At 74.2% G+C, this 21492-nt stretch carries 24 protein-coding genes; 18 read left to right on the top strand and 6 right to left on the bottom strand.

The window, feature by feature from the left end; genetic code table 11:
• Positions 1 to 27: 27 nt before the first annotated feature.
• Positions 28 to 780: an IclR family transcriptional regulator gene (locus tag E1283_RS09140; RefSeq protein WP_207930342.1), complete on the bottom strand. Its 753-nt coding sequence runs from the start codon at positions 778 to 780 to the stop codon at positions 28 to 30.
• Between the two features lie 89 nt (positions 781 to 869).
• Between E1283_RS09140 and E1283_RS09135 the strand changes: the two genes are divergently transcribed.
• From E1283_RS09135 to E1283_RS09125, 3 genes are read left to right on the top strand one after another with little or no spacing between them, the layout of a single operon-like run.
• Positions 870 to 2036: a cupin domain-containing protein gene (locus E1283_RS09135; RefSeq protein WP_132817424.1), complete on the top strand. Its 1167-nt coding sequence runs from the start codon at positions 870 to 872 to the stop codon at positions 2034 to 2036.
• Positions 2033 to 2866, top strand: coding sequence for a fumarylacetoacetate hydrolase family protein (locus E1283_RS09130; protein WP_132817423.1), 834 nt, complete (start codon positions 2033 to 2035; stop codon positions 2864 to 2866). Before E1283_RS09135 ends, E1283_RS09130 begins: the two co-directional genes overlap by 4 nt.
• Positions 2866 to 3510 (top strand): maleylpyruvate isomerase family mycothiol-dependent enzyme, encoded by a 645-nt coding sequence (locus tag E1283_RS09125; protein WP_207930341.1) that lies wholly within the window; start codon positions 2866 to 2868, stop codon positions 3508 to 3510. The genes E1283_RS09130 and E1283_RS09125 overlap by 1 nt, the downstream gene beginning before the upstream one ends.
• A gap of 97 nt (positions 3511 to 3607) precedes the next feature.
• On the opposite strand, the gene E1283_RS09120 is transcribed toward E1283_RS09125, so the two are convergent.
• From E1283_RS09120 to E1283_RS09115, 3 genes are all read right to left on the bottom strand, one after another.
• A complete protein-coding gene (locus tag E1283_RS09120; RefSeq protein WP_132817421.1) occupies positions 3608 to 4615 on the bottom strand; it encodes an NAD(P)/FAD-dependent oxidoreductase in 1008 nt (335 codons plus the stop codon).
• Positions 4612 to 4767 carry a hypothetical protein gene (locus E1283_RS37115; protein WP_165956060.1) on the bottom strand — a complete coding sequence of 52 codons (156 nt, stop codon included), beginning with the start codon at positions 4765 to 4767 and terminating at the stop codon, positions 4612 to 4614. The genes E1283_RS09120 and E1283_RS37115 overlap by 4 nt, the downstream gene beginning before the upstream one ends.
• A gap of 166 nt (positions 4768 to 4933) precedes the next feature.
• Complete coding sequence (locus E1283_RS09115) at positions 4934 to 6151, bottom strand: dienelactone hydrolase family protein (protein ID WP_132817420.1); 1218 nt, start codon at positions 6149 to 6151, stop codon at positions 4934 to 4936.
• Positions 6152 to 6307: 156 nt separating this feature from the next.
• Between E1283_RS09115 and E1283_RS09110 the strand changes: the two genes are divergently transcribed.
• The gene (locus E1283_RS09110) at positions 6308 to 7261 is read left to right on the top strand and encodes an aminoglycoside phosphotransferase family protein (RefSeq protein ID WP_132817419.1); all 954 of its coding nucleotides are present in this window, start codon (positions 6308 to 6310) and stop codon (positions 7259 to 7261) included.
• Between the two features lie 90 nt (positions 7262 to 7351).
• Here the strand turns inward: E1283_RS09110 and E1283_RS09105 are convergent, their stop codons facing one another.
• Positions 7352 to 7906: a MarR family winged helix-turn-helix transcriptional regulator gene (locus tag E1283_RS09105; protein ID WP_165956059.1), complete on the bottom strand. Its 555-nt coding sequence runs from the start codon at positions 7904 to 7906 to the stop codon at positions 7352 to 7354.
• Between the two features lie 91 nt (positions 7907 to 7997).
• Here E1283_RS09105 and E1283_RS09100 point away from each other — a divergent pair, with 91 nt between their 5' ends.
• The 3 genes from E1283_RS09100 (at position 7998) to E1283_RS09090 (ending at position 10312) form a co-directional block, all read left to right on the top strand.
• Entirely contained in the window at positions 7998 to 8396 is a 399-nt protein-coding gene (locus E1283_RS09100) for a nuclear transport factor 2 family protein (protein WP_132817417.1), read from the top strand.
• A gap of 69 nt (positions 8397 to 8465) precedes the next feature.
• A complete protein-coding gene (locus E1283_RS09095; RefSeq protein ID WP_132817416.1) occupies positions 8466 to 9386 on the top strand; it encodes an SDR family oxidoreductase in 921 nt (306 codons plus the stop codon).
• A 29-nt stretch (positions 9387 to 9415) separates the two neighbouring features.
• Positions 9416 to 10312, top strand: coding sequence for an amidohydrolase family protein (locus E1283_RS09090; RefSeq protein ID WP_132817415.1), 897 nt, complete (start codon positions 9416 to 9418; stop codon positions 10310 to 10312).
• 12 nt (positions 10313 to 10324) lie between these two features.
• On the opposite strand, the gene E1283_RS09085 is transcribed toward E1283_RS09090, so the two are convergent.
• Entirely contained in the window at positions 10325 to 10837 is a 513-nt protein-coding gene (locus E1283_RS09085; RefSeq protein ID WP_132817414.1) for a DUF4396 domain-containing protein, read from the bottom strand.
• 171 nt (positions 10838 to 11008) lie between these two features.
• Here E1283_RS09085 and E1283_RS09080 point away from each other — a divergent pair, with 171 nt between their 5' ends.
• The 11 genes from E1283_RS09080 (at position 11009) to E1283_RS09030 (ending at position 21431) form a co-directional block, all read left to right on the top strand.
• Positions 11009 to 11542 (top strand): heme-binding protein, encoded by a 534-nt coding sequence (locus E1283_RS09080; RefSeq protein WP_132817413.1) that lies wholly within the window; start codon positions 11009 to 11011, stop codon positions 11540 to 11542.
• Entirely contained in the window at positions 11542 to 12297 is a 756-nt protein-coding gene (locus E1283_RS09075) for a GntR family transcriptional regulator (protein ID WP_243744704.1), read from the top strand. The genes E1283_RS09080 and E1283_RS09075 overlap by 1 nt, the downstream gene beginning before the upstream one ends.
• Positions 12298 to 12402: 105 nt before the next feature.
• Entirely contained in the window at positions 12403 to 13647 is a 1245-nt protein-coding gene (locus E1283_RS09070) for an ABC transporter substrate-binding protein (protein ID WP_165956058.1), read from the top strand.
• A gap of 16 nt (positions 13648 to 13663) precedes the next feature.
• On the top strand, positions 13664 to 14545 hold the full coding sequence (locus E1283_RS09065) for a carbohydrate ABC transporter permease (protein ID WP_132817411.1): 882 nt from the start codon (positions 13664 to 13666) through the stop codon (positions 14543 to 14545).
• On the top strand, positions 14542 to 15381 hold the full coding sequence (locus E1283_RS09060; protein ID WP_132817410.1) for a carbohydrate ABC transporter permease: 840 nt from the start codon (positions 14542 to 14544) through the stop codon (positions 15379 to 15381). The genes E1283_RS09065 and E1283_RS09060 overlap by 4 nt, the downstream gene beginning before the upstream one ends.
• Positions 15378 to 16589: a mandelate racemase/muconate lactonizing enzyme family protein gene (locus E1283_RS09055; protein WP_132817409.1), complete on the top strand. Its 1212-nt coding sequence runs from the start codon at positions 15378 to 15380 to the stop codon at positions 16587 to 16589. Before E1283_RS09060 ends, E1283_RS09055 begins: the two co-directional genes overlap by 4 nt.
• A gap of 32 nt (positions 16590 to 16621) precedes the next feature.
• On the top strand, positions 16622 to 17572 hold the full coding sequence (locus tag E1283_RS09050; RefSeq protein ID WP_132817408.1) for an aldo/keto reductase: 951 nt from the start codon (positions 16622 to 16624) through the stop codon (positions 17570 to 17572).
• Positions 17573 to 17595: 23 nt separating this feature from the next.
• Positions 17596 to 18612, top strand: a complete 1017-nt coding sequence (locus E1283_RS09045) for a Gfo/Idh/MocA family protein (protein WP_132817407.1) — start codon at positions 17596 to 17598, stop codon at positions 18610 to 18612.
• Positions 18609 to 19277 carry a bifunctional 4-hydroxy-2-oxoglutarate aldolase/2-dehydro-3-deoxy-phosphogluconate aldolase gene (locus E1283_RS09040; RefSeq protein ID WP_207930340.1) on the top strand — a complete coding sequence of 223 codons (669 nt, stop codon included), beginning with the start codon at positions 18609 to 18611 and terminating at the stop codon, positions 19275 to 19277. Before E1283_RS09045 ends, E1283_RS09040 begins: the two co-directional genes overlap by 4 nt.
• Positions 19274 to 20227, top strand: a complete 954-nt coding sequence (locus E1283_RS09035) for a sugar kinase (protein WP_207930339.1) — start codon at positions 19274 to 19276, stop codon at positions 20225 to 20227. Before E1283_RS09040 ends, E1283_RS09035 begins: the two co-directional genes overlap by 4 nt.
• A 286-nt stretch (positions 20228 to 20513) precedes the next feature.
• Entirely contained in the window at positions 20514 to 21431 is a 918-nt protein-coding gene (locus E1283_RS09030; protein ID WP_132817406.1) for a TolB family protein, read from the top strand.
• Positions 21432 to 21492: the final 61 nt, after the last annotated feature.

Below are 21492 nucleotides of genomic sequence, written 5' to 3'. Positions count from 1 at the left end.
CTCCCTCACCCGCCGCGGCCCGCCGCGTCAGTCGGTGAGGGCGGCGGAGATGGCGTGGGAGGCGGTGGTGAGGGCGGCCACGATCTCCTTCAGGCGGTCGGGGGAGTAGCGCACGCTCGGCATGGAGACGGCGACGGCGGCGACCGTGTCGCCGCCGGGGGCGGTCACGCCGCGGCCGACGGCGACGACGCCGCGTTCGGAGCGCTCCAGGTTGAGCGCCACGCCGCTGCGCCTGACCGCGCGGAGTTCGGCGCGGAGCCTCGTCAGGTCGGGGCGGTCCTCGGCGCCGCCGTAGAGCGCGGTCAGCTCGTCGTCGCCGAGGGTGGCGAGCATGATGAGGCCGCCGGTCACCTGGTGGGCGGGGAAGACCATGCCCTCGCGTCTGCCGACCCGGAGCGCCTGGTCGCACTCGACGGAGGCGATGAACCGCACGGTCCGGCCGGTGCGGACGCTGAGGTTCGCCGTCTCGTCGAGGACGTCGACGAGCGCCCGCATCGGGCCGAGCGCGGCGGCCCTGAGCTCCGCGACGTCCGACCTGGTCTGGGCGGCGAGCTCCAGGACGGGGCCGACGCGGTAGCTGCGGTCGTCGCCCTGCACCGCGAAGTCCCGGTAGACGAGGGTGGAGAGCAGCCGGTGGGCGGTGGAGCGGGCCACGCCGAGGCGGGCGGCGGCCTCGGAGACGGTGAGCGGGCCCTCGACCTGGAGGATCACCGCGAGCCGCAGCGCGTGGTCCACGCTCGTCACGCCGTACGGCGGCGGGCTCTTCATCGGCCTGGCCACGACGACCTCCCTCGACAGCGGCGGACGCGCTGGTTCTGTTGTGCAGAATCTACTGTTCCTCGTCGGGGCACGCGGCGCACGGTTCCCGTATGAGCGATCGAGACCGGAACACCGTCGCCTCCCCCGTCTCGCTGACCGCCGAGGACGGCCCTGGTCAGCCGCCGGTCACCCCGGCGCTCCAGGACCTGTACCGCGGCTTCGAGAAGGCCCTGCTGGTTCCGTTGTGGACCGAGATCGGCGACCTGATGCCCGAGCACCCCAGGTCGAGGGCGCTGCCGCACCGGTGGGAGTGGCGGACGCTGCTCGACCTGGCCGCCCGCTCGGGGGAGCTCGTGCCGGTCGGTCGGGGCGGCGAGCGGCGCGCGATCGCGCTGGCCAACCCGAGCCTGGGTGGCCGGCCGTACGCCACGCCGACGCTGTGGGCCGCGATCCAGTACCTGATGCCAGGGGAGGACGCGCCCGAGCACCGGCACACCCAGAACGCGTTCCGGTTCGTCGTCGAGGGCGAGGGCGTGTGGACCGTCGTGGAGCGCGATCCGGTGCCGATGCGGCGCGGTGACTTCCTGCCGCAGGCCGGCCTGCACTGGCACGCGCACCACAACGCGGCCGACCAGCCGATGGCCTGGATCGACGGCCTCGACATCCCGTTCCAGTACGACGTCGAGGCGCAGTTCTTCGACTTCGGCCGCGACGCGCTGTCCGCCGAGGAGCGCACGACGCCCGAGCGCTCGCGCGCGGAGCGGCTCTGGGGGCACCCGGGTCTGGTGCCGGTCTCGCGGCTCGGGCGCCCGGCGCCCGGCGCCGGCAGCCCGCTGCTGCGCTACCGCTGGGAGGACACCGACGCCGCCCTGACCGACCAGCTGGACCTCGAACGCGCGGGCCACCCCGGCACCGTGGAGCCGGGGCACGCGCTGGTGCGCTACACCGACCCGGCCACGGCCGCCGACGTGCTGCCGACCATCAGGGCCCAGTTCCACCGGATCCGGCCCGGCGCCGAGACGGCTCCCCGCCGCGAGACCGGCTCCTCGGTCTACCAGGTGTTCGACGGCAGCGGCCGGGTGACCGTCGGCGACGCGTCGTGGTCGGTGCGGCGCGGCGACCTCTTCGTCGTCCCGTCCTGGGCGCCGCTCTCCGTCCGGTCCGAGGCGTCCCCCTCCGACTCCGACTCCGGCGCGCTCGACCTGTTCCAGTTCAGCGACGCGCCCGTGCTCACCCGGCTCAACCTGTTCCGCACCCACGTCGAGGAGAACGCGTGAAGCTCGCAACCATCCGTCTCGGTGACCGCACCACCGCCGTCCGCGTCGAGCGGGCCGAGTTGGTCGAGCTCGGCCTCCCCGACGTGGGCGCCGTGCTCGCGGCGCCCGGCGGGCTCGCGGCCGCGGCCACCGCCGACGGGCCCCGGCACGCCGCCGACGACGCGGACTTCGCGACGCTCGTCCCCCGCCCCAGCAAGGTGGTGTGCGTCGGCCTCAACTACCAGAAGCACATCAAGGAGATGGGCCGCGACCTGCCCGAGTACCCCACGCTGTTCTGCAAGTTCGCCGACACCCTGATCGGCGCCGGGGACGCCGTCCGCCGCCCGGCCGAGACCGAGGCGTTCGACTGGGAGGCCGAGCTCGCGGTGGTCGTCGGGCGCGAGGTCCGCCGCGCCGACGAGGCGACGGCCGAGGCGGCCATCGCCGGCTTCACCGTGCTCAACGACATCACCTGCCGCGACTGGCAGTTCCGCACCCGCGAGTGGCTGCAGGGCAAGAACTGGGACTCCACCACCCCGGTGGGCCCCTGGCTCGTGACCACCGACGAGGCGGGCGGCCCGCGCCCCGCGCTCGACATCAGCTGCACGGTGAACGGCCGGGTGATGCAGCGGGACAACACGGGTGACCTGCTGTTCGACCCCGTCGACCTGGTCCGCTACGTGTCGACGATGGTGCGGCTGAACCCGGGCGACATCATCGCCACCGGCACCCCGGGCGGCGTCGGCCACGCCCGCAAGCCCCCGGTCTTCCTCCAGGACGGCGACGTCGTGGTCACCGAGATCGCGGGCCTCGGCCGGCTGGAGAACCGCGTCCTGGCCGAGGGCGCCTGATGCGCACCCGGGAGGCGGCGCTCGGCTGGGTCGCGGAGGGCACCACGCTGTGCCGGAATGCCGTGGCCGGCCTCGACGAGAGGGCGCTCGGCGCGCCCTCGCGGCTCCCCGGCTGGACCAGGAAGCACGTCGTGGCCCATCTCGCCGGCAACGCCGAGGCGATCGGGAACCTGGTGCACTGGGCGCGCACCGGCGAGCGCACCCCGATGTACGGCTCGCCCGAGGAGCGGGGGGCGGCCATCGAGGCGGGCGCCGCGCTGCCCGCCGACCGTCTCGTGGCGTGGTTCGACGAGTCGGCGCTTGCCCTGGGCGACGCGATGGCCGAGCTGACCGCCGACCAGTGGCGGACGGAGGTGACCACCGCCCAGGGGCGGACCGTGCCGGCCGGCGAGACCCCGTGGATGCGGGCCCGCGAGGTGCTGGTGCACGCCGTCGACCTGGGCACCGGCGTGGGCTTCGCCGACCTGCCCGAGCCGTTCCTCGCGGCGCTCAGGGACGACGTCCTCGGCAAACGCGGCCGGGAGAACGTGCCGGCCGTGCACGGCGATCCGGCGGAGGTCACGGCGTACCTCGCCGGCCGCCCGTACGTGGGCGTGACGACCCCCGAGGGGACGGCGGCCGAGCCGCTGCCCCCCTGGCTCTGACCGTTCCCGTCGCGCGGGCGCGGCGGCATCGCCACCGGTGCGACGCGACCGGATGCGACGGGACCGGATGCGACGGGACCGGCCGCCCGGACCGGGCCTAGAAGCGGTCGAGACGGCAGCCCGCCAGCATCGGCTCCACGGCGCCGTCGACCAGCTCCCGCGCGACCAGGCGGCCCACGGCCGGGGCGAGCGTGACCGCCGAGTGCAGCACCGCCACGTAGAGTCCTGGCACCTCGACGACGGGGCCGACGATCGGCTCGCCGTCGGCCGGCATGGGACGTACGCCGACCCGGGCGCTGAGCAGTTCGACGTTCGCGGCGCCGCGGAAGGTGGACCGGACGGCGGCGAGGGTCCGTTCGGGCGAGTCCGCGGCGGCGAGCAGCTGGTCCGCGGCGACCTGCCGGAGATCGAAGTCCCGGTTGTTGACCACGGTGCGGACCAGATCGGCCGGGGCGCGGAACCGGAAGAGCGTCGCCGGCGACGGGTCGACCGGGACGCGTATGCCGAGCGACGCGCCCAGCGCGGCCGTGGCGGCCCCCGCCGCGAGCACCACGGTCCCGCCGGAGACGGGTCCCGCGGCCGTCTCGACCCCGACGACCCGCCCCGCGGCGTCCCGGCTGACCGCGGTGACCGGGGCATCCGGACGGACCCGCGCGCCGTGGGCGCGGGCACCCGCGACCAGCCGCTCGGTCACGCCCACCGGGTCGACGGCGCCGTCACCGGGTGCCCAGACGGCCCGTTCCGGGGGCTGTCGCAGGGTGGGCTCGAGCATCGCCACGGTGGCCGCGTCCACGATCTCCTGCCCGGGGCCCGCCTCCGGCGCGCCGTCGGCCGCGCCCCAGGACAGGGAGCCGGACCAGGTCACCGGGAGTCCGGGCAGCTCGGCCTCGAGCCGGTGGTACTCCTCCACCGCGGTCATCCGCAGCGCGGCCGCCGGACCGGTGCGGACGCCGGAAGCCCCGATCCAGGCGAACGAGTCGGCCGTCACGCCGGCGCCCGGCCGCCCGGCGTCCACGAGGGTCACGACGGCACCGGCCCGGGCGGCGTGATAGGCCACCGAGGCGCCGACGATGCCGGCGCCGACGACCACCAGGTCGCCGCTCACCACTGGCTCAGCACCTGACGAGCCACGCGTTCCACGTCGTGGACGCCCGCGTGCCCCGCTTCTTCGGCGGCGGACTCCAGACTCTCCGCCGGGCGCCCGGCTGGCCGGGTGCGCCAGGTGCGCCAGGTGCGCCAAGTACGTCGGACTCTCATCCGCGACACGCTATCTCGGGGCCGCGCCATGCCCCACAGATTTTCCGAGCGCGAATCCGGGCGGCGAACGCCGGGGTCCGCGCCACCGAAATGTGGCCACCGCAATGTGGCCACCGGCCGGAGCACGCAGGCCGGCCTCGGCCGGGCCGGCCCGGCGAGGGCGGTGCTACGCCCCGACCCACGTGTCGAGCCAGGCGAACGCCTCGTCCTGCATGTCCGCCGTGAAGACGTGCCCGTGGTCGGGCCACACCTTGGTGACCAGTCGGTCGCCCGCGCGCTGGGACTCCCAGACGGCGCGCATCCTGTCGAAGGCGCCGGCCACGCCCTCGGGTGGGAACAGGCCGTCCTGGGCGCCCGCGTGGAACAGCATGGGGCGCGGGGCCGCGAGGGAGGCGACGTCCGGGATGTCGAGGTGGCGGTAGAGGCCGGGGTGGAGCATGTGGAAGGCGGACTGGCCGCGCAGGGTGTTGTTGCCTGGGACCATCATCTCCCTGAGCGTGGTCATCCAGCAGACGGCGACCGCGGCGCCGATGTCCCGGGACAGGGCGGCGAGTTGCCAGGCCCGGTAGGCGCCCATCGAGAAGCCGAGCGCGGCCACGCGGCCGCCGTCGACCTGCGGCAGGGAGGCGAGGAACGCCGCCGCGCGGACGTCCTCGTGGGCGGTGAGGCCGGCGAGCGAGGAGCCCAGGTTGTAGAAGTTGGCGGCCAGGGCCTGCTGGTCCTCGTAGGTGAGCGGTCCCCGGTCGGACCAGCCGAGCGTGTCCACGGCGAGCACCGCGTATCCCCGCGCGGCCAGTTCGTCGCCGACGAAGCGGCCGCTGAAGTACCGCGCGGACCAGGCCTCGGCCGAGGCGAGGCGGGCCTCGTCGCCCCAGGGGCGGATCAGCTTCTCCTTGCCGATGTCGAACCTGGAGCCGTGGTCGTGCAGCAGGAGCACCGCGGGGAACGGCCCCCGGCCGTGCGGCAGGAGCAGCAGGCCGCGGGCGCGGCCGTAGTGGCTGAGGGTGAACTCCACGGTGCGGCGCAGGTAGTGGTCGGTGCGCTGCTCGTCGACGGTCGCCGGCCGGAACGGGACGTGCTCCCGGGTGCGGGGCAGCAGCAGCGACTCCTCGACCTGGGCCCTGGCCGCCTCCCGCCAGGCGCGGAAGTCCCGGATCCGCGAGTTCCCCCAGGCGAGCGGGAAGGTCAGCTCGTCCTTCAGGTGCTGGTAGAAGGCGGGGAGCACCCGCTCCGTCAGCCCCAGGCCACCGCCGGCGCCGGCCGCGGCGGGCGAGACGGCGGAGACCGAAGCGGTGGAGGCGGCCGAGGCGGCCGAGGCGTCGGGGAGGAGGAACGGGGAGAGCGAGGAGAGTTGGGCGAGCGAGACGAACGTGCGGCGCTTCATGTTCACCGGTCCTTTGGGGCCCGACGTGCGTGCGGTGACGCCACCGTAAGCGCTTACCCCGCCACGTCAAGGCTACCGGCCGGTACGCGCGTTGCCGGTCGCCGGCCCGCGCGAAAACCGATTGCCGTCCGGGCGGGCCCCGGACACGATCGCGGGATGGCTTCCTCCACCCGGGCGGACAACGCCGACCACGCCGCTGGCCACGCCGCCGCCGGCGCCGACGGCCGCGCCGGCATCGACGCGGCGCTGGTGCGGCGCCTGGTCGCCGCCCAGTTCCCGCGGTGGAGCGATCTGCCGGTGACCCCCGTCGCGGTCGACGGCTGGGACAACCGCACCTACCGGCTCGGCGAGGACATGACGGTGCGCCTTCCCACGGCCGCCGGCTACGCCCCCGCCGTCGCCAAGGAGAACCGGTGGCTGCCCGTGCTGGCGCCGCTGCTGCCCGTCCCCGTGCCGCCGATCGTGGCGCGGGGCGTGCCGGGCGAGGGCTATCCGTTCGACTGGTCGATCCGTCGTTGGCTGGCGGGCGAGGTCGCCCGTCCCGAACGCATCGCCGACCTGCGGGAGTTCGCCACCTCCGTGGCCGGCTTCCTCCGGGCCCTGTGGCGCGTCGACGCCTCGGACGGGCCGGCGGCGGGAGCCCACAGCTTCTACCGTGGCGCGGCGCTCACCCACTACGACGACGACACCCGCAGCACCCTGTCGGCGCTGGCCGGGCACGTCGACGCCGACCGGGCCGCCGCCGTCTGGGCCGCCGCGCTGACGGCGGAGTGGCGGGGGCGGCCGGTGTGGTTCCACGGCGACATCGCGGCCAACAACCTCCTGGTCAGGGACGGCCGGCTGGCCGCCGTCATCGACTTCGGCACCTCGGGCGTCGGGGACCCGGCCTGCGACCTGGTCATCTCCTGGACGATGCTCGCCGGCGAGAGCCGGGACGCCTTCCGCCGGGCCGTGGGCCAGGACGAGGCGGCGTGGGCGCGGGCCCGCGGCTGGGCCCTGTGGAAGGCCCTCATCAGCCTGGCCCAGCACCTCGGCACCGACCACGACCAGGCCGCCGAGCACCGCCGCGTGATCGAGCGGGTGCTGGCCGACCACGACCGGTTCGGCTGACCCGCCCCCCGCATCGACGCCGAAGGCGTCGTCCGCGCCGCGCTCGACCTGGTCGAGGCCGACGGCTGAGGGAGCCGCCCGCGGCGGGCGTCAGCAGCCGGGGGGCGGAGCTCCCGCCGCGCCGGCGCCGGCCGAGCGGGCGACGACGGCCGCCGTCTCGCGGAGGCCGGCCCTGGCCTCCGGCGTCAAGGGCGCGAGCAGACCGGTGAGTTCGCCGGTGACGTCCCGATGGAAGGCGAGGGCGGCGCGCCGCCCGTCGTCGGTCAGGACCACCCGCACCGCGCGGCGGTCACCGGGCACGAGCGCCCGCTCGACCAGGCCGCGTTGGGCGGCGCGGTCGACGAGCCCGGTCAGGTTGGCCTTTCCCACCCCGAAGAGGCGGGCGAGTTCGGCCATCCCGTGCGGTCGCTCGGCCAGCACGCACAGCATCCGCCCCTGCACCGGCGTCAGGTCGTGGCGGTCGGCCACCCGGGCGAAGGTGTCCCGGATCACCCCGGAGAGCTGGACCAGGGCCAGGGCGTCGGCGGCCTCCTCGGGCGACGCGGAGATCGAGGAGATCGAGGAGATCGAGGAGTCGGCCGGCTCGCCGGCCCCGCTCCGGGTCGGTTCGTCGCTCCCGGAGCCGACTGAGCGAGGGGCGGACATGGGCGCCATGGTACATCTCCACGACCGTTCATAGCATGTACTATCTACTGAACGTACCAAGAGCGTCCGCCGAGACCGCGGAAGGCACCCCATGAACGCCCCCCATGAACGCGACGACGCGCCCCTGGCCGCCGCCGACGCCTACTTCGACGCCTGGCGGACCAACCGCCCGGACGACCTGGCCGACGTGCTCGCGCCCGACGTCCGGGTCAACGGCCCGCTGGGCCGGATCGACGGCGCGGACCGGTACCGGGCCGCGCTGGCCCGGATCTTCGACCTCACCGACAGGCTCGACCTCCGCAGGCGCTGGGTCGAAGGCGACGACGTCATGACGTGGTTCGACCTGCACCCCCGGGGTGGCGACGAGCCCTTCCCCGTGGCCAGTTGGCTGCACGTCGAGAACGGCCGCGTCGCCCGCGTCGACGTCACCTTCGACGTCGGCAGGCTCCTGCGGGCCGGCGACCCCCGCTACTCCACCGACGAGGACTGACCGGACACCGCCGAACCCGTCGGCACCCGAGAACACCGAGCCCCACGCCCGAAGAGAAGCGAGAGACACATGCCAGGCTCCGACCCCACCACGCCCCCGGTCCTCGTCGTCGGCGCGACCGGAAACCTCGGCGGCCAGGTCGTCGACGAGCTGCTGAAGCGCGGCAGGAACGTCCGCGCCCTGGTCCGCCCGGCCAGCGACGCGAGCGGCCTCGAACAGCGAGGTGTCGAGATCGCCCACGGCGACATGCTCGACCTCGACTCGCTCGCCGCCGCCATGACCGGCGCCGACGCCGTCGTCACCACCGCCGCCGGCTACACCCGCCGCGGCCCGGAGGCGCAGGCCACCGACACCACAGGCAACGAGAACCTGGCGGCGGCGGCCCACCGCGTCGGCGTGCGGCGGTTCGTCCTCACCAGCATCCTCACCAGCGACCAGACCCCGGACGTCCCGCACTTCTGGCACAAGAAGCTCGCCGAGGACCGGCTCCAGGAACTCGACGTCCCGTTCGTCGCCCTGCGCCCCGGGGCCTTCCTCGACCAGATCGCCACCATGGGCGGCGACCCCCTGGAGAAGGGCCGCCTGGTGTGGATGGGCAGGACCACCGTGCCGCTGACCTTCGTCCTCAGCTCCGACCTCGCGGCCTACCTGGCGGCCGCGGTCGACGCCGACGTCGAGCCCGGCGAACGCGTCGACATCGGCTGGGACCGGCCCGTCAGCGTGCGGGAGGTGGCGGAGCTGATGAGCGACCGGTCCGGGAGGACGATCAGGGTGCGCGCCGTCCCCTCCCCCGTCACCCGCGCCGCGGGTGTCGTCGCCGGCGCCTTCATGCCCACGATCAAGGACATGGCCGCCATGTTCCGCTGGTTCGACGGTGGCCGCTACGTCGCCGACACCCGGCGCCAGTCCGAACTGTTCGGCCCGCCGCCCACGGCCGAGGACGCCGTCGCCCGACTCACCGCCGAACTCGCCGACGCGCGGCAGGGGTAGCCTCGCCTCGTGGTGAGCCGGGAGGGCACATGACCGAGGCGCGCGGGTCGGCGGACGAGGCCGCCCGGGTCCGGCGGTTCTGGACGGAACTCGGGCTGCCGGGGCTCGTCGACGTCCACACCCACTTCATGCCGGAGCGCGTGCTGCGCAAGGTCTGGGCCTACTTCGACGCGCTCACCCCCGGGGCCGCCGGCCCGGCGTGGCCCATCACCTACCGCGGCGAGGAGGCCGAACGGCTCGCGGCGCTCCGGGGCTTCGGGGTGCGCGCCTTCACCGCGATGCTCTATCCGCACAGGCCGGGCATGGCCGAGTGGCTCAACGGCTGGGCCGTGGACTTCGCCCGCCGCACCCCCGACTGCCTGCACACCGCGACGTTCTTCCCCGAGGAGGGCGTCGAGTCCACCGTCCGCGCGGCGATCGAGGCCGGGGCGCGGGTCTTCAAGGCACATGTGCAGGTGGGCGACTACGACCCCGCCGACGCACTCCTCGACAGCACCTGGGGCCTGCTCGCCGAGGCCCGCGTTCCCGTCGTGATCCACTGCGGCTCGGGGCCGCTGCCCGGACGACACACCGGCCCCGGGCCGGTGGGGCGGGTGCTCGCCCGGCACCCGGGGCTCCGCCTGATCGTCGCCCACCTGGGCATGCCGGAGTACGAGGACTTCCTCGACCTCGCCGACCGGTACGAGGAGGTACGGCTCGACACGACGATGGTCTTCACCGACTTCGGCGAACACCTCGCGCCGTTCCCCCGCCGGGCCCTCCCGAGGCTGGCCGACCTGGGCCACCGCGTACTCCTCGGCAGCGACTTCCCCAACATCCCCTACCCGTACCTCCACCAACTGCGGGCCCTGGAACGGCTGGACCTCGGCGACGACTGGCTGCGTGGCGTCTGCCACGACAACGGGGCCCGCCTCTTCGCGCGGTGAGACCGGAGCCGGTCAGTGGTACTGGTGCACCACCGCGTGGCCCTTGCCGCGGCCGATCAGCCAGCGGTTGACGGGCGTGGTGACCAGGAAGGCGACGGCGAAGGCCAGCGCCAGGGCGCCCCAGAAGAGGCCGTCGGAGAGATGGGCCTCCATCGCGCCGGGGACCAGCAGGATGACCCCGTTGTCGACGATCTCCATCACCGTGATGGAGAGGGTGTCGGCGGCCAGCGCCACCCCGATCGCCGCGCCGAACGCGACGCCGGCACGGGTGACGGCGCGCAGCGTGAGCGAGTAGCCGAAGACGAAGGCCAGCACGATCGCCAGCGCCATCGTCGGGGCGGTGTGCCAACCGAGCGCGGTGCCGATGACCATGCCGAGCACCTCGCCGACGGCGCACCCGGTGAGGCAGTGCAGGGTCGCCTTCGCGGCCGTCCCCCACCCGGCCGGGTGGGGGCCGTGGTGCTGGTGCTGGTGGGGGTGGTGGTCATGGTGGTGCGCGTCCGCGCCGTGGGTGTCCTGGGACATCGCCGCACTCCTTGGTCGAGTTGGTCGCGCTGGTCGCGTTGGTCGAGGTCGGTTCCGACACCGGGAACTATACCCCCGAGGGGTATATTCCCGAGGCCGGCTCTCCTCGCCCCGGTTCACCGCCTCCCGCATTGATATCCTGTCGTGACATCTTGGAGGGGAGCGGTTTCGATGGTGGTTGAAGTGGACGGCGACGCGCGCCTGCTGGAGGAGGTGCGGGCGCCGGCTTCGGTCTCGGCTCGTCGCCTCGACCGGTTCTCGCACGCCGACGCCGTCGCGCTCGGGCAGGCGGCGCTCGGGCTGGCGGAGCGCCGCGGCCTTCCGGTCGTGGTGCGCGTGACCCGGGGCGAGCAGGTCGTCTTCCACGCCGCTCGCGAGGGGACGACCGCGGAGCACGACGACTGGGTTCGCCGCAAGATCAACTCGGCCCGGCGTCACGAGATCCCCACGCTCGAACTCGTCCTGCGGCAACGCGTGAGCGGGCGGGTGGCGGACTGGCTGGATCCCCGCGAGTTCGCGGTGGCGGGCGGCGCCGTGCCGGTCGTCGTCGCGGGCGGGATCGCCGGCGTGATCGCGGTGTCGGGGCTGGTCGGCTCGGTCCGTGACGACCACGATCTCGCGATGGCGGCCCTGCGCGCGTTCCGCGACGCCGACGCCGACGCCGGCACCGGCGCCGCCTCGGCCAGCGCGGAGGTGGGTGGCTGATGGGCCCGGTGGTGACGAGCATCGACCGGCGGTCGTCGCTCCCGTTCTACTCGCAGCTCAAGGACATCATCGTCGCGGACATCGTCGCGCGCGGCCTGGAGGCGGGTGACCGGCTGCCCGGCGACCACGAGCTCTGCGAGCGGTACGAGGTCTCGCGCACCGTGGTGCGCCAGGCGCTGCTCGAACTCGAACACGAGGGCGTCATCCGGCGCGAGAAGGGGCGCGGGACGTTCGTCGACGATCCGCGCACGTCGCGCGGGTTCGGCGGGGCCCTGGTGGGGTCGTTCGAGGACATCCAGGGCGGCGCCGGGGCGCAGCACTCGCGCGTGATGCGGCGCGGGTTCGTGCCCGCCGGCGCCCGGGTGGCCGGTGACCTCGGGGTCGAGGAGGGGGTCGAGGTCGTCGAGATCGAGCGCATCCGGGAGATCGGCGGCGTGCCGTGGGCCTTCACGCGGACGCAGCTCCCACGGGACATCGGCGAGCCGCTGCTCCGCGCCCAGTTGGAGGACGTGTCGCTGTTCGGGATCCTGGAGCGCGAGTACGGGGTGCGGTTCGAACGCGCCCGGCGGACGATCGTCGCCGAGCAGGCGTCCGACCACGTCGCCGAGGCGCTGCGGATGACCCCGGGGGCGCCGGTGCTCGTCATGCGGAGCGTGTCGTTCGACAGCTCGGGGCGGGCGATCGAGCGGTTCGCCGGGTTCCACCGGGGCGACCGCAGCCGCCTCGACGTCGAGGTGCGGCACGCGGCGCCCTGACCTCGGCCATGACGATCACGAAGACACCTTGACATCCTGTAATGACAGGTCGCACCATTGCCTCGGCCCCGCGAAGCGGCGGGTTCCCGAGCAATGGAGCACGAAATGGCAGTCAAGGCGCGAACCGGGATCTTCCTCGGTGTGGCGGGGCTGACGGTGGCGGCGATCGCCGCCACCGTGGTCGTCAACGTCGTCCAGAACTCCTCGGGTGACGAGGACGTCGTGACGTGGTGGGTGCCCGACTGGGACTACCAGACGGCCGTCGACCTCGTCGCGGAGTTCGAGCGGCAGCACCCGGACATCTCCGTGGAACTGGTGCAGACGACCGGCGACACCGTCGCCAACCGCACCTCCGTCGCCCTGGACTCCGGGAACGTGCCGGACGTGATCACCGAGTCGATCGCCCGGGTCCGCGGCTACGCCGACAAGGGGCAGCTCGCGGACCTGAGCGGCCTGTTCGGCGAGGACATACCGGCCGACGACTTCGCCCCCGGGCTCGTCGACTCGCTGACGATCGACGGCGCCACCTACGCCATGCCCTACCGCTGGGCCACCAACGCCCTGATCTACAACCCGGAGCTGTTCGAGGCGGCCGGCATCGAGGAACCCCCCGCCACCTGGGACGAGTTCGTCGAGGACGCCCGCGCCCTCACCTCGGGGGACGCCGTGGGCACCGCGTGGCCCGTGCAGGGCGACCCCAGCGACCTGACGCTCCGCTTCCTGGAGTTCGCCGTCTCCGGCGGCGCCACGATCAACGGTGACGGCATACCCGAGCTGACGGAGGAGTCCTCGCGGGCCGCCGTCGAGATGATCGGCGGGGCGATCGCGGAGGGCTGGGCGAGCCCCAGCTCCTTCGAGCTGGACAACACCGGCATCCGCGAGCTGTTCCTCCAGGGCCGCGTCGCGATGTACCCCGGCGGAGTGTTCGACGTCGACGAGGCCCAGGCGCAGGGCGCCCCCGTCGCGACCGCGCCCCTGCCGGGCCCCGAGGGACCGGGCACCGGGCTCGGCGTGGGGTGGGCGTACGTCGTCCCCGAGGCGTCCTCGCACCAGGACGACGCGGCGGAGCTCGTCCGCTTCCTCGCCCGGCCGGAGAGCATGGCGGAGCTGACGCTGACCTTCCCGGCGCGCACCAGCGCCTCCGAGGACGCCAGGTTCCAGACGCCGGAGCGGGTCGCCTACGCCGGGCAGCTCGCGGAGCACTCCGTGCCCGCCCCGAACGACCCGCGGTGGACGGCCTCGATCCAGCCGGTGCACGACCAGATCCAGGAGGTCGCGCTCGGCCGCGAGACCCCCGCCGAGGCGGCGGCGAACATCCAGCGGATCGTCGACCAGGCGTTCGCGGAGTAGGCGGAGTAGTTCGATCATGAGCGTTCGGAACATCCCCGCCGGCGCGGTCGGCCGCCGCCGCAAGGCCGGCCACCCGGTGGCCCTCATCGTGCCCGCCCTGCTGCTCACCGCCGTGCTGATGATCGTGCCGATCGTCACGACCGTCGTGCGGGTGGTCAACGACGGCGGCGAAGGGCTCAGCCGCCTCTTCGACATGCCGAACATCGACACGGTCCTCCTCAACACCCTGGTGTGGACGGTCGCCGCCGTCGCCGGCGGGATGGTCGTCGGGTGCTTCGGCGCGCTGGTCCTGCAGTCCAAACACCTGCGGGGCGTGGCCCTGTGGCGGGCGCTGGTGATGGTCCCGTGGATCATCCCCGGCGTCGTCGCGGCGACGATCTGGCGGTGGACGCTCTCCACCGACTACGGGATCCTCAACCAGACGCTGCTCGACCTGGGGGTCATCGGCGAGCCGGTCCGCTGGCTCTCCGACCCGGACGTCGTGTTGTGGGCGGTCGCCCTCATCCAGATCTGGGTGACCGCGCCCTTCGTGATGCTCATGGTCTCGGCCGCGCTGTCCGGCATACCCGAGGAGCGCTACGAGGCCGCGCGGCTCGACGGGGCGGGCGGCCGCGCCATCCTCTGGAACATCGTCCTGCCGGCCATCCGCACCACCACCGGCATCTGCGTGCTGACGCTGGCGATCTGGGCGCTGAACTCGTTCACGATCATCTACGTCACCACCAGCGGCGGCCCGGCCGGCGCCTCCACCATCCTGCCGATCCTGCTCTACCAGGCGTTCCAGAACGGCGACCAGACACTCGTCTACGCCGTCGCCCTCGTGCAGTTGCTCATCGGCGCCGTCTTCGCCGTGCTGTTCGCCCGCACCATGCGCACCGACCTGGAGGAGCAGTCGTGAAACGGTTCGTCCTCCGCGGCGGCTCGCGCGCCGGAATATGGGTGCTGCTCGCGATGCTCATGTTCTGGAGCCTCGCGCCCGTCGCCGTCATGGTCTTCACCTCGTTCAAGCCGCGGTCCGACATCTTCGCCGTCCCGACCACGCTGCTGCCCCAGACGTGGACATGGGACAACTACGCCACCGTGTTCACCGACTCGTCGATGCCGCGGGCGCTGTTCAACTCGATCGTCGTCGGCGGCCTCGTCGCCGTCGCGACGCTCATCTTCTGCTTCAGCGCCGGCTACGCCCTCGCCCGCTACCGGTTCCGCGGCTCCCGGCCGCTGGCGCTCGTCATCCTGCTCGGGCAGGTCGTGCCGCTGACGGTGGTGCTCCTCCCGCTGTACCAGTTCGTCTCCCGGCTGCAGCTGCTCGACACGACGATCGGGCTCGCCTTCGCGCACCTGGCGATCACGGTGCCGCTCGTGACGTGGATGGTGCGGAACCAGATCGCCGCCATCCCCGTCGAGTTGGAGGAGGCGGCGCAGATCGACGGCGGCAGCCGGTTCGACGCCGTCACCTACATCACCCTCCCCGTCTGCGCGCCGGGGCTCGCGGCGGCCGGCATGTTCGCCTTCCTCCAGTCCTGGCACGAGTTCCTGTTCGCCTCGGTGATGACCAGCTCGACGGAGGCCCGCACCGCGCCGGTGGCGCTGACCGAGTTCTCGAACGAGTTCAACGTCGACTGGGGCGCCACGATGGCCGCGTCGGTCGTGCTGACACTGCCGATCGTGCTGCTGTTCGTGCTGATGCAGCGCTACTTCGTCGGCGGCCTGACGGGCGGGGCGGTCAAGGGGTGAAGATCACCGACATCCGGTGCGCGCGCATCGGGCGCAGCCCGATCGTGCGGGTCCTCACCGACGAGGGCGTCGACGGCTTCGCGGAGATCGAGTTCTCCAAGCCCCTCGCCGTCTCCCGGACCCTCGACGTGTACCGGCCGCTCCTGTTGGGCGCGGACCCGACCGAGGTGGAGCGGTGCATGCTGCGGATCCGCCGCATGGGCGCAAGCAAGCCCTGGGGCGCGGTCGTCTCGGCCATCGAGATCGCGCTGTGGGACGTCGCGGGACGCGCGCTCGGCGTGCCCGTCCACCGGCTGCTCGGCGGCAGGGTCCGCGACCGGGTCCGCGTCTACAACGGCGGCATCCGCACCACCCTCGGCAACCACACGCCCGAGGACTACGCCGCGTCCATGCGCTACATGACCGAGTCGCCCGAAGGCTTCTCGATCTTCAAGGAGGGCGTCGGACTCCACGGGTTCATGGCCCCCCACACCCCCGACTTCCTCTACGGGGAACTCCGCGAGGGCCCGCTGCACCCCAACCGGGGCTCGCTCACCCCCGGCGGGATCAGCCACCTCGTCGACACCGTCGCGGCGATGAAGGACGTCGTGGGACCGCGTCGCCGCCTCGCGCTCGACATGGGCCCCGGCTGGACGGTCCCCGACGCGATCAGCGTGCTGCGCGCGCTCGAACCGTTCGACATCGCCTGGGCCGAGGACCTGCTGACCGGCGACTTCGTCCCCTGGAACGACGTCGCCGGCTACCGCGAGATCACCACGGCCACCTCGGTGCCGACCCACACCGGGGAGCAGCTCTACCTGCGGCAGAACTTCCGCGAACTGATCGAGCGGCGCGCCGTCCGCGTCATCGGCCCCGACCCGGGCGACGTGGGCGGGCTCGCCGAGCTGAAGTGGATCGCCGAGTTCGCCGACCTCTACGGGATCGGCATCGCCCCGCACGGGGTCAGCAGCGGCCTGCTCGGCCTGGCCGCGCTGATCCAGGTGTCGGCCACCCTCCCCGACAACCTCATCGCCTTCGAGTACCCGACCGCCGCCGACCCCTGGTGGTACGACGTCGTGCACGGCCTCGGCTCGCCGATCGTCGTCGACGGACACGTCACCGTCGGGGACGGTCCAGGACTCGGCGTCGAATGGGACCGGGAGGCCGCGGCCGCGCACCTGGAACCGGGGGCCGAGGACTTCTTCGACTGGCAGCCCCGAGAAGACTGACATCAGGCCAGGAAGGCCGGAAGGACCGACAGATGGAATGGACACGGCGCCCCCTCGGGGGCACCGGCCTCAGCATGACCCCGCTGACGGTCGGCGGCGCCCCCCTCGGCTCCATGCCGCGGAACTTCGGCTACGAGGTGGCGGCCGAGGACGGCATCGCCACGGCCGTCGCCGCGCTCAGCGGACCGATCCGCTCGATCGACACGTCGTGCGCCTACAGCGACGGGGAGTCCGAGCGGCGGATCGGCGCGGCCATCGAGCGCGTCGGCGGGCTGCCGGAGGACTACGTCCTCGCCACCAAGGTCACCCGTGACCTGGCGACCGGCGACTTCTCCGGCGCGCAGCTGCGGCGCGCGATCGAGGGCAGCCTGGCGCGGCTCGGCGTCGATCGGGTGCCGCTGCTCTACCTCCACGACCCGGAGAACACGACCTTCGCCGAGGCGACCGCCCCCGGCGGTCCGGTGGACGTCGTGCGGGCGCTGAAGGACGAGGGGATCGCCGGCGCGATCGGGGTCGCCGGCGGCGACACGGCGATCATCTCCGAGTACGTGGCGACCGGGCACTTCGACGTCCTGCTCACCCACAACCGGTGGACGCTGGTCAACCGGACGGCCGGGCGGATGATCGACCTGGCCGTCGAGCGCGGCATGGGCGTCGTCAACGCGGCCGTCCTGGGCGGCGGGATCCTCGCCACCGGCACCGGCGCGTCCACCCGCTACGGGTACCGGGAGGCGCCCGAGGTGCTGCTCGGCGCCATCCGGGAGATCGAGGCGCTGTGCGCGGCGGCCGACGTGCCGCTGGCGGCCGCGGCCCTCCAGTTCTCCGCCCGGGACCCCAGGATCGCCACCACCATCGTCGGCGTCTCCCGTCCCGAGCGGATCGCCGAGAGCGTCGCCGCCGTCGAACTCGACATCCCGGACGGCCTGTTCGCGGAGATCGACCGCGTCGCCGCCACCCTGCCCACCGACATCGGTCCGCGCTGATCGCCCGAGCCAGGAGAATCTCCATGACCATCCGCACCGCGATCATCGGCTTCGGCACCGGCGGGCGCGTGTTCCACGCCCCGCTCGTCGCCGCCGAGCCCCGCTTCACCGTCTCCGCCATCGTGACCGCCGATCCGGAACGCGTCGCCGCCGCCGCCGAGTACGCGCCGGCCGACGTCCTCGCCAGCCCCGACGACGTGTTCGCCCGCGACGACATCGACCTGGTCGTGATCACCAGCCCCAACGACACGCACGCCCCGCTCGCGCGGCGGGCGATCGCCGCCGGGACCGCCGTCGTGATCGACAAGCCCATCGGGGTCTCCAGCGCCGAGGCCCGCGCCCTCGTGGCGGAGGCGGCGGCGGCCGGGGTGCCGCTCACCGTCTTCCAGAACCGCCGGTGGGACGGCGACTTCCGCACCCTCCGGGAGCTCCTGGCCACCGGAGAGCTCGGCGCCGTCCACCAGTTCGAGTCGGCCTTCGAGTGGTGGAAGCCGGCCCTCACCTCGCGGTGGAAGGACGTCGCCTCGCCCGAGCAGGGCGGCGGCATCCTCTCCGATCTGGGGCCGCACCTCATCGACCAGGCCCTGCTGCTGTTCGGCGACGTCGTCGAGGTGCACGCCGAACTCGACCGGCGCCGGCCGGGCGCCGCGGCCGACGACGACGCGTTCCTCTCCCTCACCCACGCGAACGGCGTGCGGTCCAGGCTCTGGATGAACGCGACGGCCCCCGTCAACCGGCCGCGGTTCCGCGTCCTCGGCTCGCGGGCCGTCTTCACCTCGCACGGACTCGACCCGCAGGAGGACCAGTCGAAGGCCGGCCGGCGCCCCCTCGACCCCGGTTTCGGCCTGCCGGCGGACGGCCGCACGGCGCTGCTCTCGACGCCGGAGGCCGAGCGCCCCGTCCCGCTGCTGGCCGGCGAACACCTCGCCTTCTACCGGGCGCTCGGCGACGCGCTCACCACGGGGGCGCCGCTGCCGGTCGACCCCCGGGACGCGGTGCGCGGCCTGGAGCTCATCGAGGCGGCCAGGGGCCTCGGGTGACCGCGCGCCCCGCCCTTCCCGACGGGGTGCTGCGCGGCGGCGTCGTCGCGGTGCTCCGCGCGGACGACGCCGACCGGTACCTCCCGGTCTGCCGCGCCCTGGCCGAGGAGGGCGTCACCGCCCTGGAGGTCACCCTGACGACGCCGGGCACCCTCGACGTCCTGCCCGCGCTGCGGGACGCGCTCCCCCACGCGGACATCGGCGTCGGCACGGTCCTGACCACCGAGGACCTGCGCGCGGCCGTCGCCGCCGGCGCCGGGTTCCTCGTCACGCCCGTCGCCGATCCGGCTCTCGTCCGCGCGGCGCGCGCGGCGGGGACGCCGATCGTCCCCGGGGCGATGACGCCCACCGAGGTGCGCACCGTGTGGGCGGCGGGGGCCTCGGCGGTGAAGGTCTTCCCGGCCGCGACCGTCGGCGCCGACTACCTCGGGCACCTCGCCGGGCCGTTCCCCGGCCTGGTGACGATGCCCTCGGGAGGCGTCGGCCTCGACGACGTCCCGGCGTGGATCAGGGCCGGCGCGGCCGCCGTCAGCCTCGGCGGGCCGCTCGTCGGCGACGCGCTCGCCGGCGGCGACGAGGGCGCGCTGCGGGAGCGGGCCCGCACGGCGCTCGCGCGGGTGCGTGCGGCGCGGGAGGCGCGCGAGGCGCGGGGGGTCGCGCGGTGAGCGGACGGGTCGTCACGCTCGGCGAGGCGCTCGGGATGATCCGGGTCGCGGGCCCCGACGGGTTCGAGCTGGCCGAGTCCGCCCGCCTCGGCACCGGCGGCGCCGAGGCGAACGTCGCGATCGGGCTGGCCCGTCTCGGCCACGACGCCGCCTGGCTCGGGCGGGTCGGGGACGACGAGTTGGGCGCGCGCGTCCGGCGCCAGCTGCGGGCCGAGGGCGTGGAGACCCACGCCGTCACCGACCGGGAGGCCCCGACCGGGCTGATGCTGAAGGACGCCTCCCACCCCGAACGCACCGTGGTGCGGTTCTACCGGGCGGGGAGCGCCGGCAGCCGGCTCGCCCCGGCGGACCTCGACCGGCTGCGGATCGCCGACGCGGCCTGGCTGCACGTCACGGGTATCCCCCTCGCGCTCTCCGCCTCGGCGGCGGACGCGGTCCTCGGCGCCGTCGACATCGCCCGAGCCCACGGCGTCGGCGTCTCGTTCGACGTCAACCACCGGGCCCGGCTCTGGGACTACCCGACGGCCGTGCCCCGGTACCGGGAGGTGGTCTCCCGGGCGGACGTGGTCTTCGGCGGCGACGACGAACTCGGCGCGGTGGTCGGCGTCGACGGCGCGCCCGGCTCCCCGGCGGAGCTCGCGCGCGCGGTGCTCGCCCTCGGCCCCACCGAGGCGGTGCTCAAACGCGGTGCGCGGGGCGCCGGCGTCGCGACGCCGGCGGGCTGGGAGTGGCGCGACGCCGTCCCCGTCGCCGTCGCGGACACGGTGGGCGCGGGCGACGCGTTCGTCGCGGGCTACCTCTCGGCCCGGCTCGAAGGCCGGGCCCCGGGCGCCGCGTTGGACCGCGCGGTGCGCGCCGGGGCCGCGGCCTGCCGCCACCCCGGCGACTGGGAGGGCGCCCTGCGTGCGGCGGACCTCGACCCGGTCGAAGGGGACCCCGTGCTGCGGTAGGTCCTGTCCGGGCGGTCTTCGAGGATCAGCCCGCGGCGTCAGACGCGGTGCATCGCAAGGCGCCGGATCGCAGCTCATACTTGGCCGTATTCGCGCGATTCGGTAACGCAGCGAGGTGCCGTGTATGGCGTCGCGGGCCCGAAGAAAGACCGCCCGGACAGGACCTAACCGCCGGCCGGCGGGCGGCGAACCGGCCCGTGCGAGACTGGGGCCGGCCGGCCGCCTCCCGACGACGCGGGACGTCCCCGACCAGGTCAGCGTGTCGAACCACCGGGAAGAGGTCCCCATGAGTGATGTCACCGGCGAGCGGACTCCCGGGCGGCGGCTGGCGAACGGTCAGCGCTCCCGCATCCGGACGTGGGACCGCGCGACCGGGGCCGTGCGCACGGTGCACGAGTCGCGGGACCGGCTGTACGAGGCGCCCAACTGGACGCACGACGACCGCCTGTTGGTGAACGGCGACGGGCTCCTGTGGACCCTCCCCGTCGACGGGTCGACGGCGCCCGAGGCCGTCGCCGCCCAGGGGCTGCCCGACGTGAACAACGACCACGTCCTCTCCCCCGACGGCGCCACCGTGTTCGCGTCGGCGAACGACTGGCGCGTCTGGGAGGTCCCCCTCGCCGGCGGCGTCGCCCGCCAGGTCACCGCCGACGACGGCGCGATGCACTTCCTGCACGGCGTCAGCCCCGACGGACGTCGGCTCGGCTACATACGGCTGGAGCCCGCCGGCGACGACTGGTGGGCCTCGGCCACCGTGCACACCGTCTCCACCGACGGGCGCGACGACATCGCCGTCACCACCGACCCGGGTCCCGCCGACGGGTGCGAGTGGACGCCGGACGGGGCCTGGATCGTCTTCAACACCGAGCGGTTCTCCGACACCCCGGGGCACGCCCAGCTCGCCCGGATCAGGCCGGACGGCACCGGCCTCGAACAACTCACCTTCGACGAGCGCGTGAACTGGTTCCCGCACCCCGCCCCCACCGGCGACGTCGCCGTCTACCTCAGCTACCCGCCGGGCACGACGGGCCATCCGGCCGATCTGCCCGTCGAGCTCCGGCTGGTCTCGACGGAGGCGTGGCGGGAGCCGACGACGCTCGTCGCGCTCGACGGCGGCCAGGGCACGATCAACGTGCCCAGCTGGGCGCCCGACGGGTCCGGGTTCGCGTTCGTCGACTACCCCTTCGACCGGCAGCCCGACTGACGCGGCCGGCCGCGGGGCCGCGGGTGCCGGGAAGAGGGGGATCGGCGGGCCGTGGCTGGGG

Source organism: Streptomyces hainanensis (genome assembly GCF_004348415.1).
GTDB classification, from domain to species: Bacteria; Actinomycetota; Actinomycetes; order Streptomycetales; family Streptomycetaceae; genus Streptomyces; species Streptomyces hainanensis.
This window is presented reverse-complemented; position numbering and strand designations above follow the sequence as displayed.

Bases quoted from the DNA above. Each gene is read 5' to 3' on its own strand.
- E1283_RS09030 (WP_132817406.1), top strand. From the start codon at position 20,514: ATGAGTGATGTCACCGGCGAGCGGACTCCCGGGCGGCGGCTGGCGAAC.
- E1283_RS09105 (WP_165956059.1), bottom strand. From the start codon at position 7,906: ATGTCCGCCCCTCGCTCAGTCGGCTCCGGGAGCGACGAACCGACCCGG.
- E1283_RS09050 (WP_132817408.1), top strand. From the start codon at position 16,622: ATGGAATGGACACGGCGCCCCCTCGGGGGCACCGGCCTCAGCATGACC.
- E1283_RS09070 (WP_165956058.1), top strand. From the start codon at position 12,403: ATGGCAGTCAAGGCGCGAACCGGGATCTTCCTCGGTGTGGCGGGGCTG.
- E1283_RS37115 (WP_165956060.1), bottom strand. From the start codon at position 4,767: ATGAGAGTCCGACGTACTTGGCGCACCTGGCGCACCTGGCGCACCCGG.
- E1283_RS09100 (WP_132817417.1), top strand. From the start codon at position 7,998: ATGAACGCCCCCCATGAACGCGACGACGCGCCCCTGGCCGCCGCCGAC.
- E1283_RS09045 (WP_132817407.1), top strand. From the start codon at position 17,596: ATGACCATCCGCACCGCGATCATCGGCTTCGGCACCGGCGGGCGCGTG.
- E1283_RS09075 (WP_243744704.1), top strand. From the start codon at position 11,542: ATGGGCCCGGTGGTGACGAGCATCGACCGGCGGTCGTCGCTCCCGTTC.
- E1283_RS09115 (WP_132817420.1), bottom strand. From the start codon at position 6,151: ATGAAGCGCCGCACGTTCGTCTCGCTCGCCCAACTCTCCTCGCTCTCC.
- E1283_RS09090 (WP_132817415.1), top strand. From the start codon at position 9,416: ATGACCGAGGCGCGCGGGTCGGCGGACGAGGCCGCCCGGGTCCGGCGG.
- E1283_RS09125 (WP_207930341.1), top strand. From the start codon at position 2,866: ATGCGCACCCGGGAGGCGGCGCTCGGCTGGGTCGCGGAGGGCACCACG.
- E1283_RS09080 (WP_132817413.1), top strand. From the start codon at position 11,009: ATGGTGGTTGAAGTGGACGGCGACGCGCGCCTGCTGGAGGAGGTGCGG.
- E1283_RS09095 (WP_132817416.1), top strand. From the start codon at position 8,466: ATGCCAGGCTCCGACCCCACCACGCCCCCGGTCCTCGTCGTCGGCGCG.
- E1283_RS09110 (WP_132817419.1), top strand. From the start codon at position 6,308: ATGGCTTCCTCCACCCGGGCGGACAACGCCGACCACGCCGCTGGCCAC.
- E1283_RS09135 (WP_132817424.1), top strand. From the start codon at position 870: ATGAGCGATCGAGACCGGAACACCGTCGCCTCCCCCGTCTCGCTGACC.
- E1283_RS09085 (WP_132817414.1), bottom strand. From the start codon at position 10,837: ATGTCCCAGGACACCCACGGCGCGGACGCGCACCACCATGACCACCAC.
- E1283_RS09065 (WP_132817411.1), top strand. From the start codon at position 13,664: ATGAGCGTTCGGAACATCCCCGCCGGCGCGGTCGGCCGCCGCCGCAAG.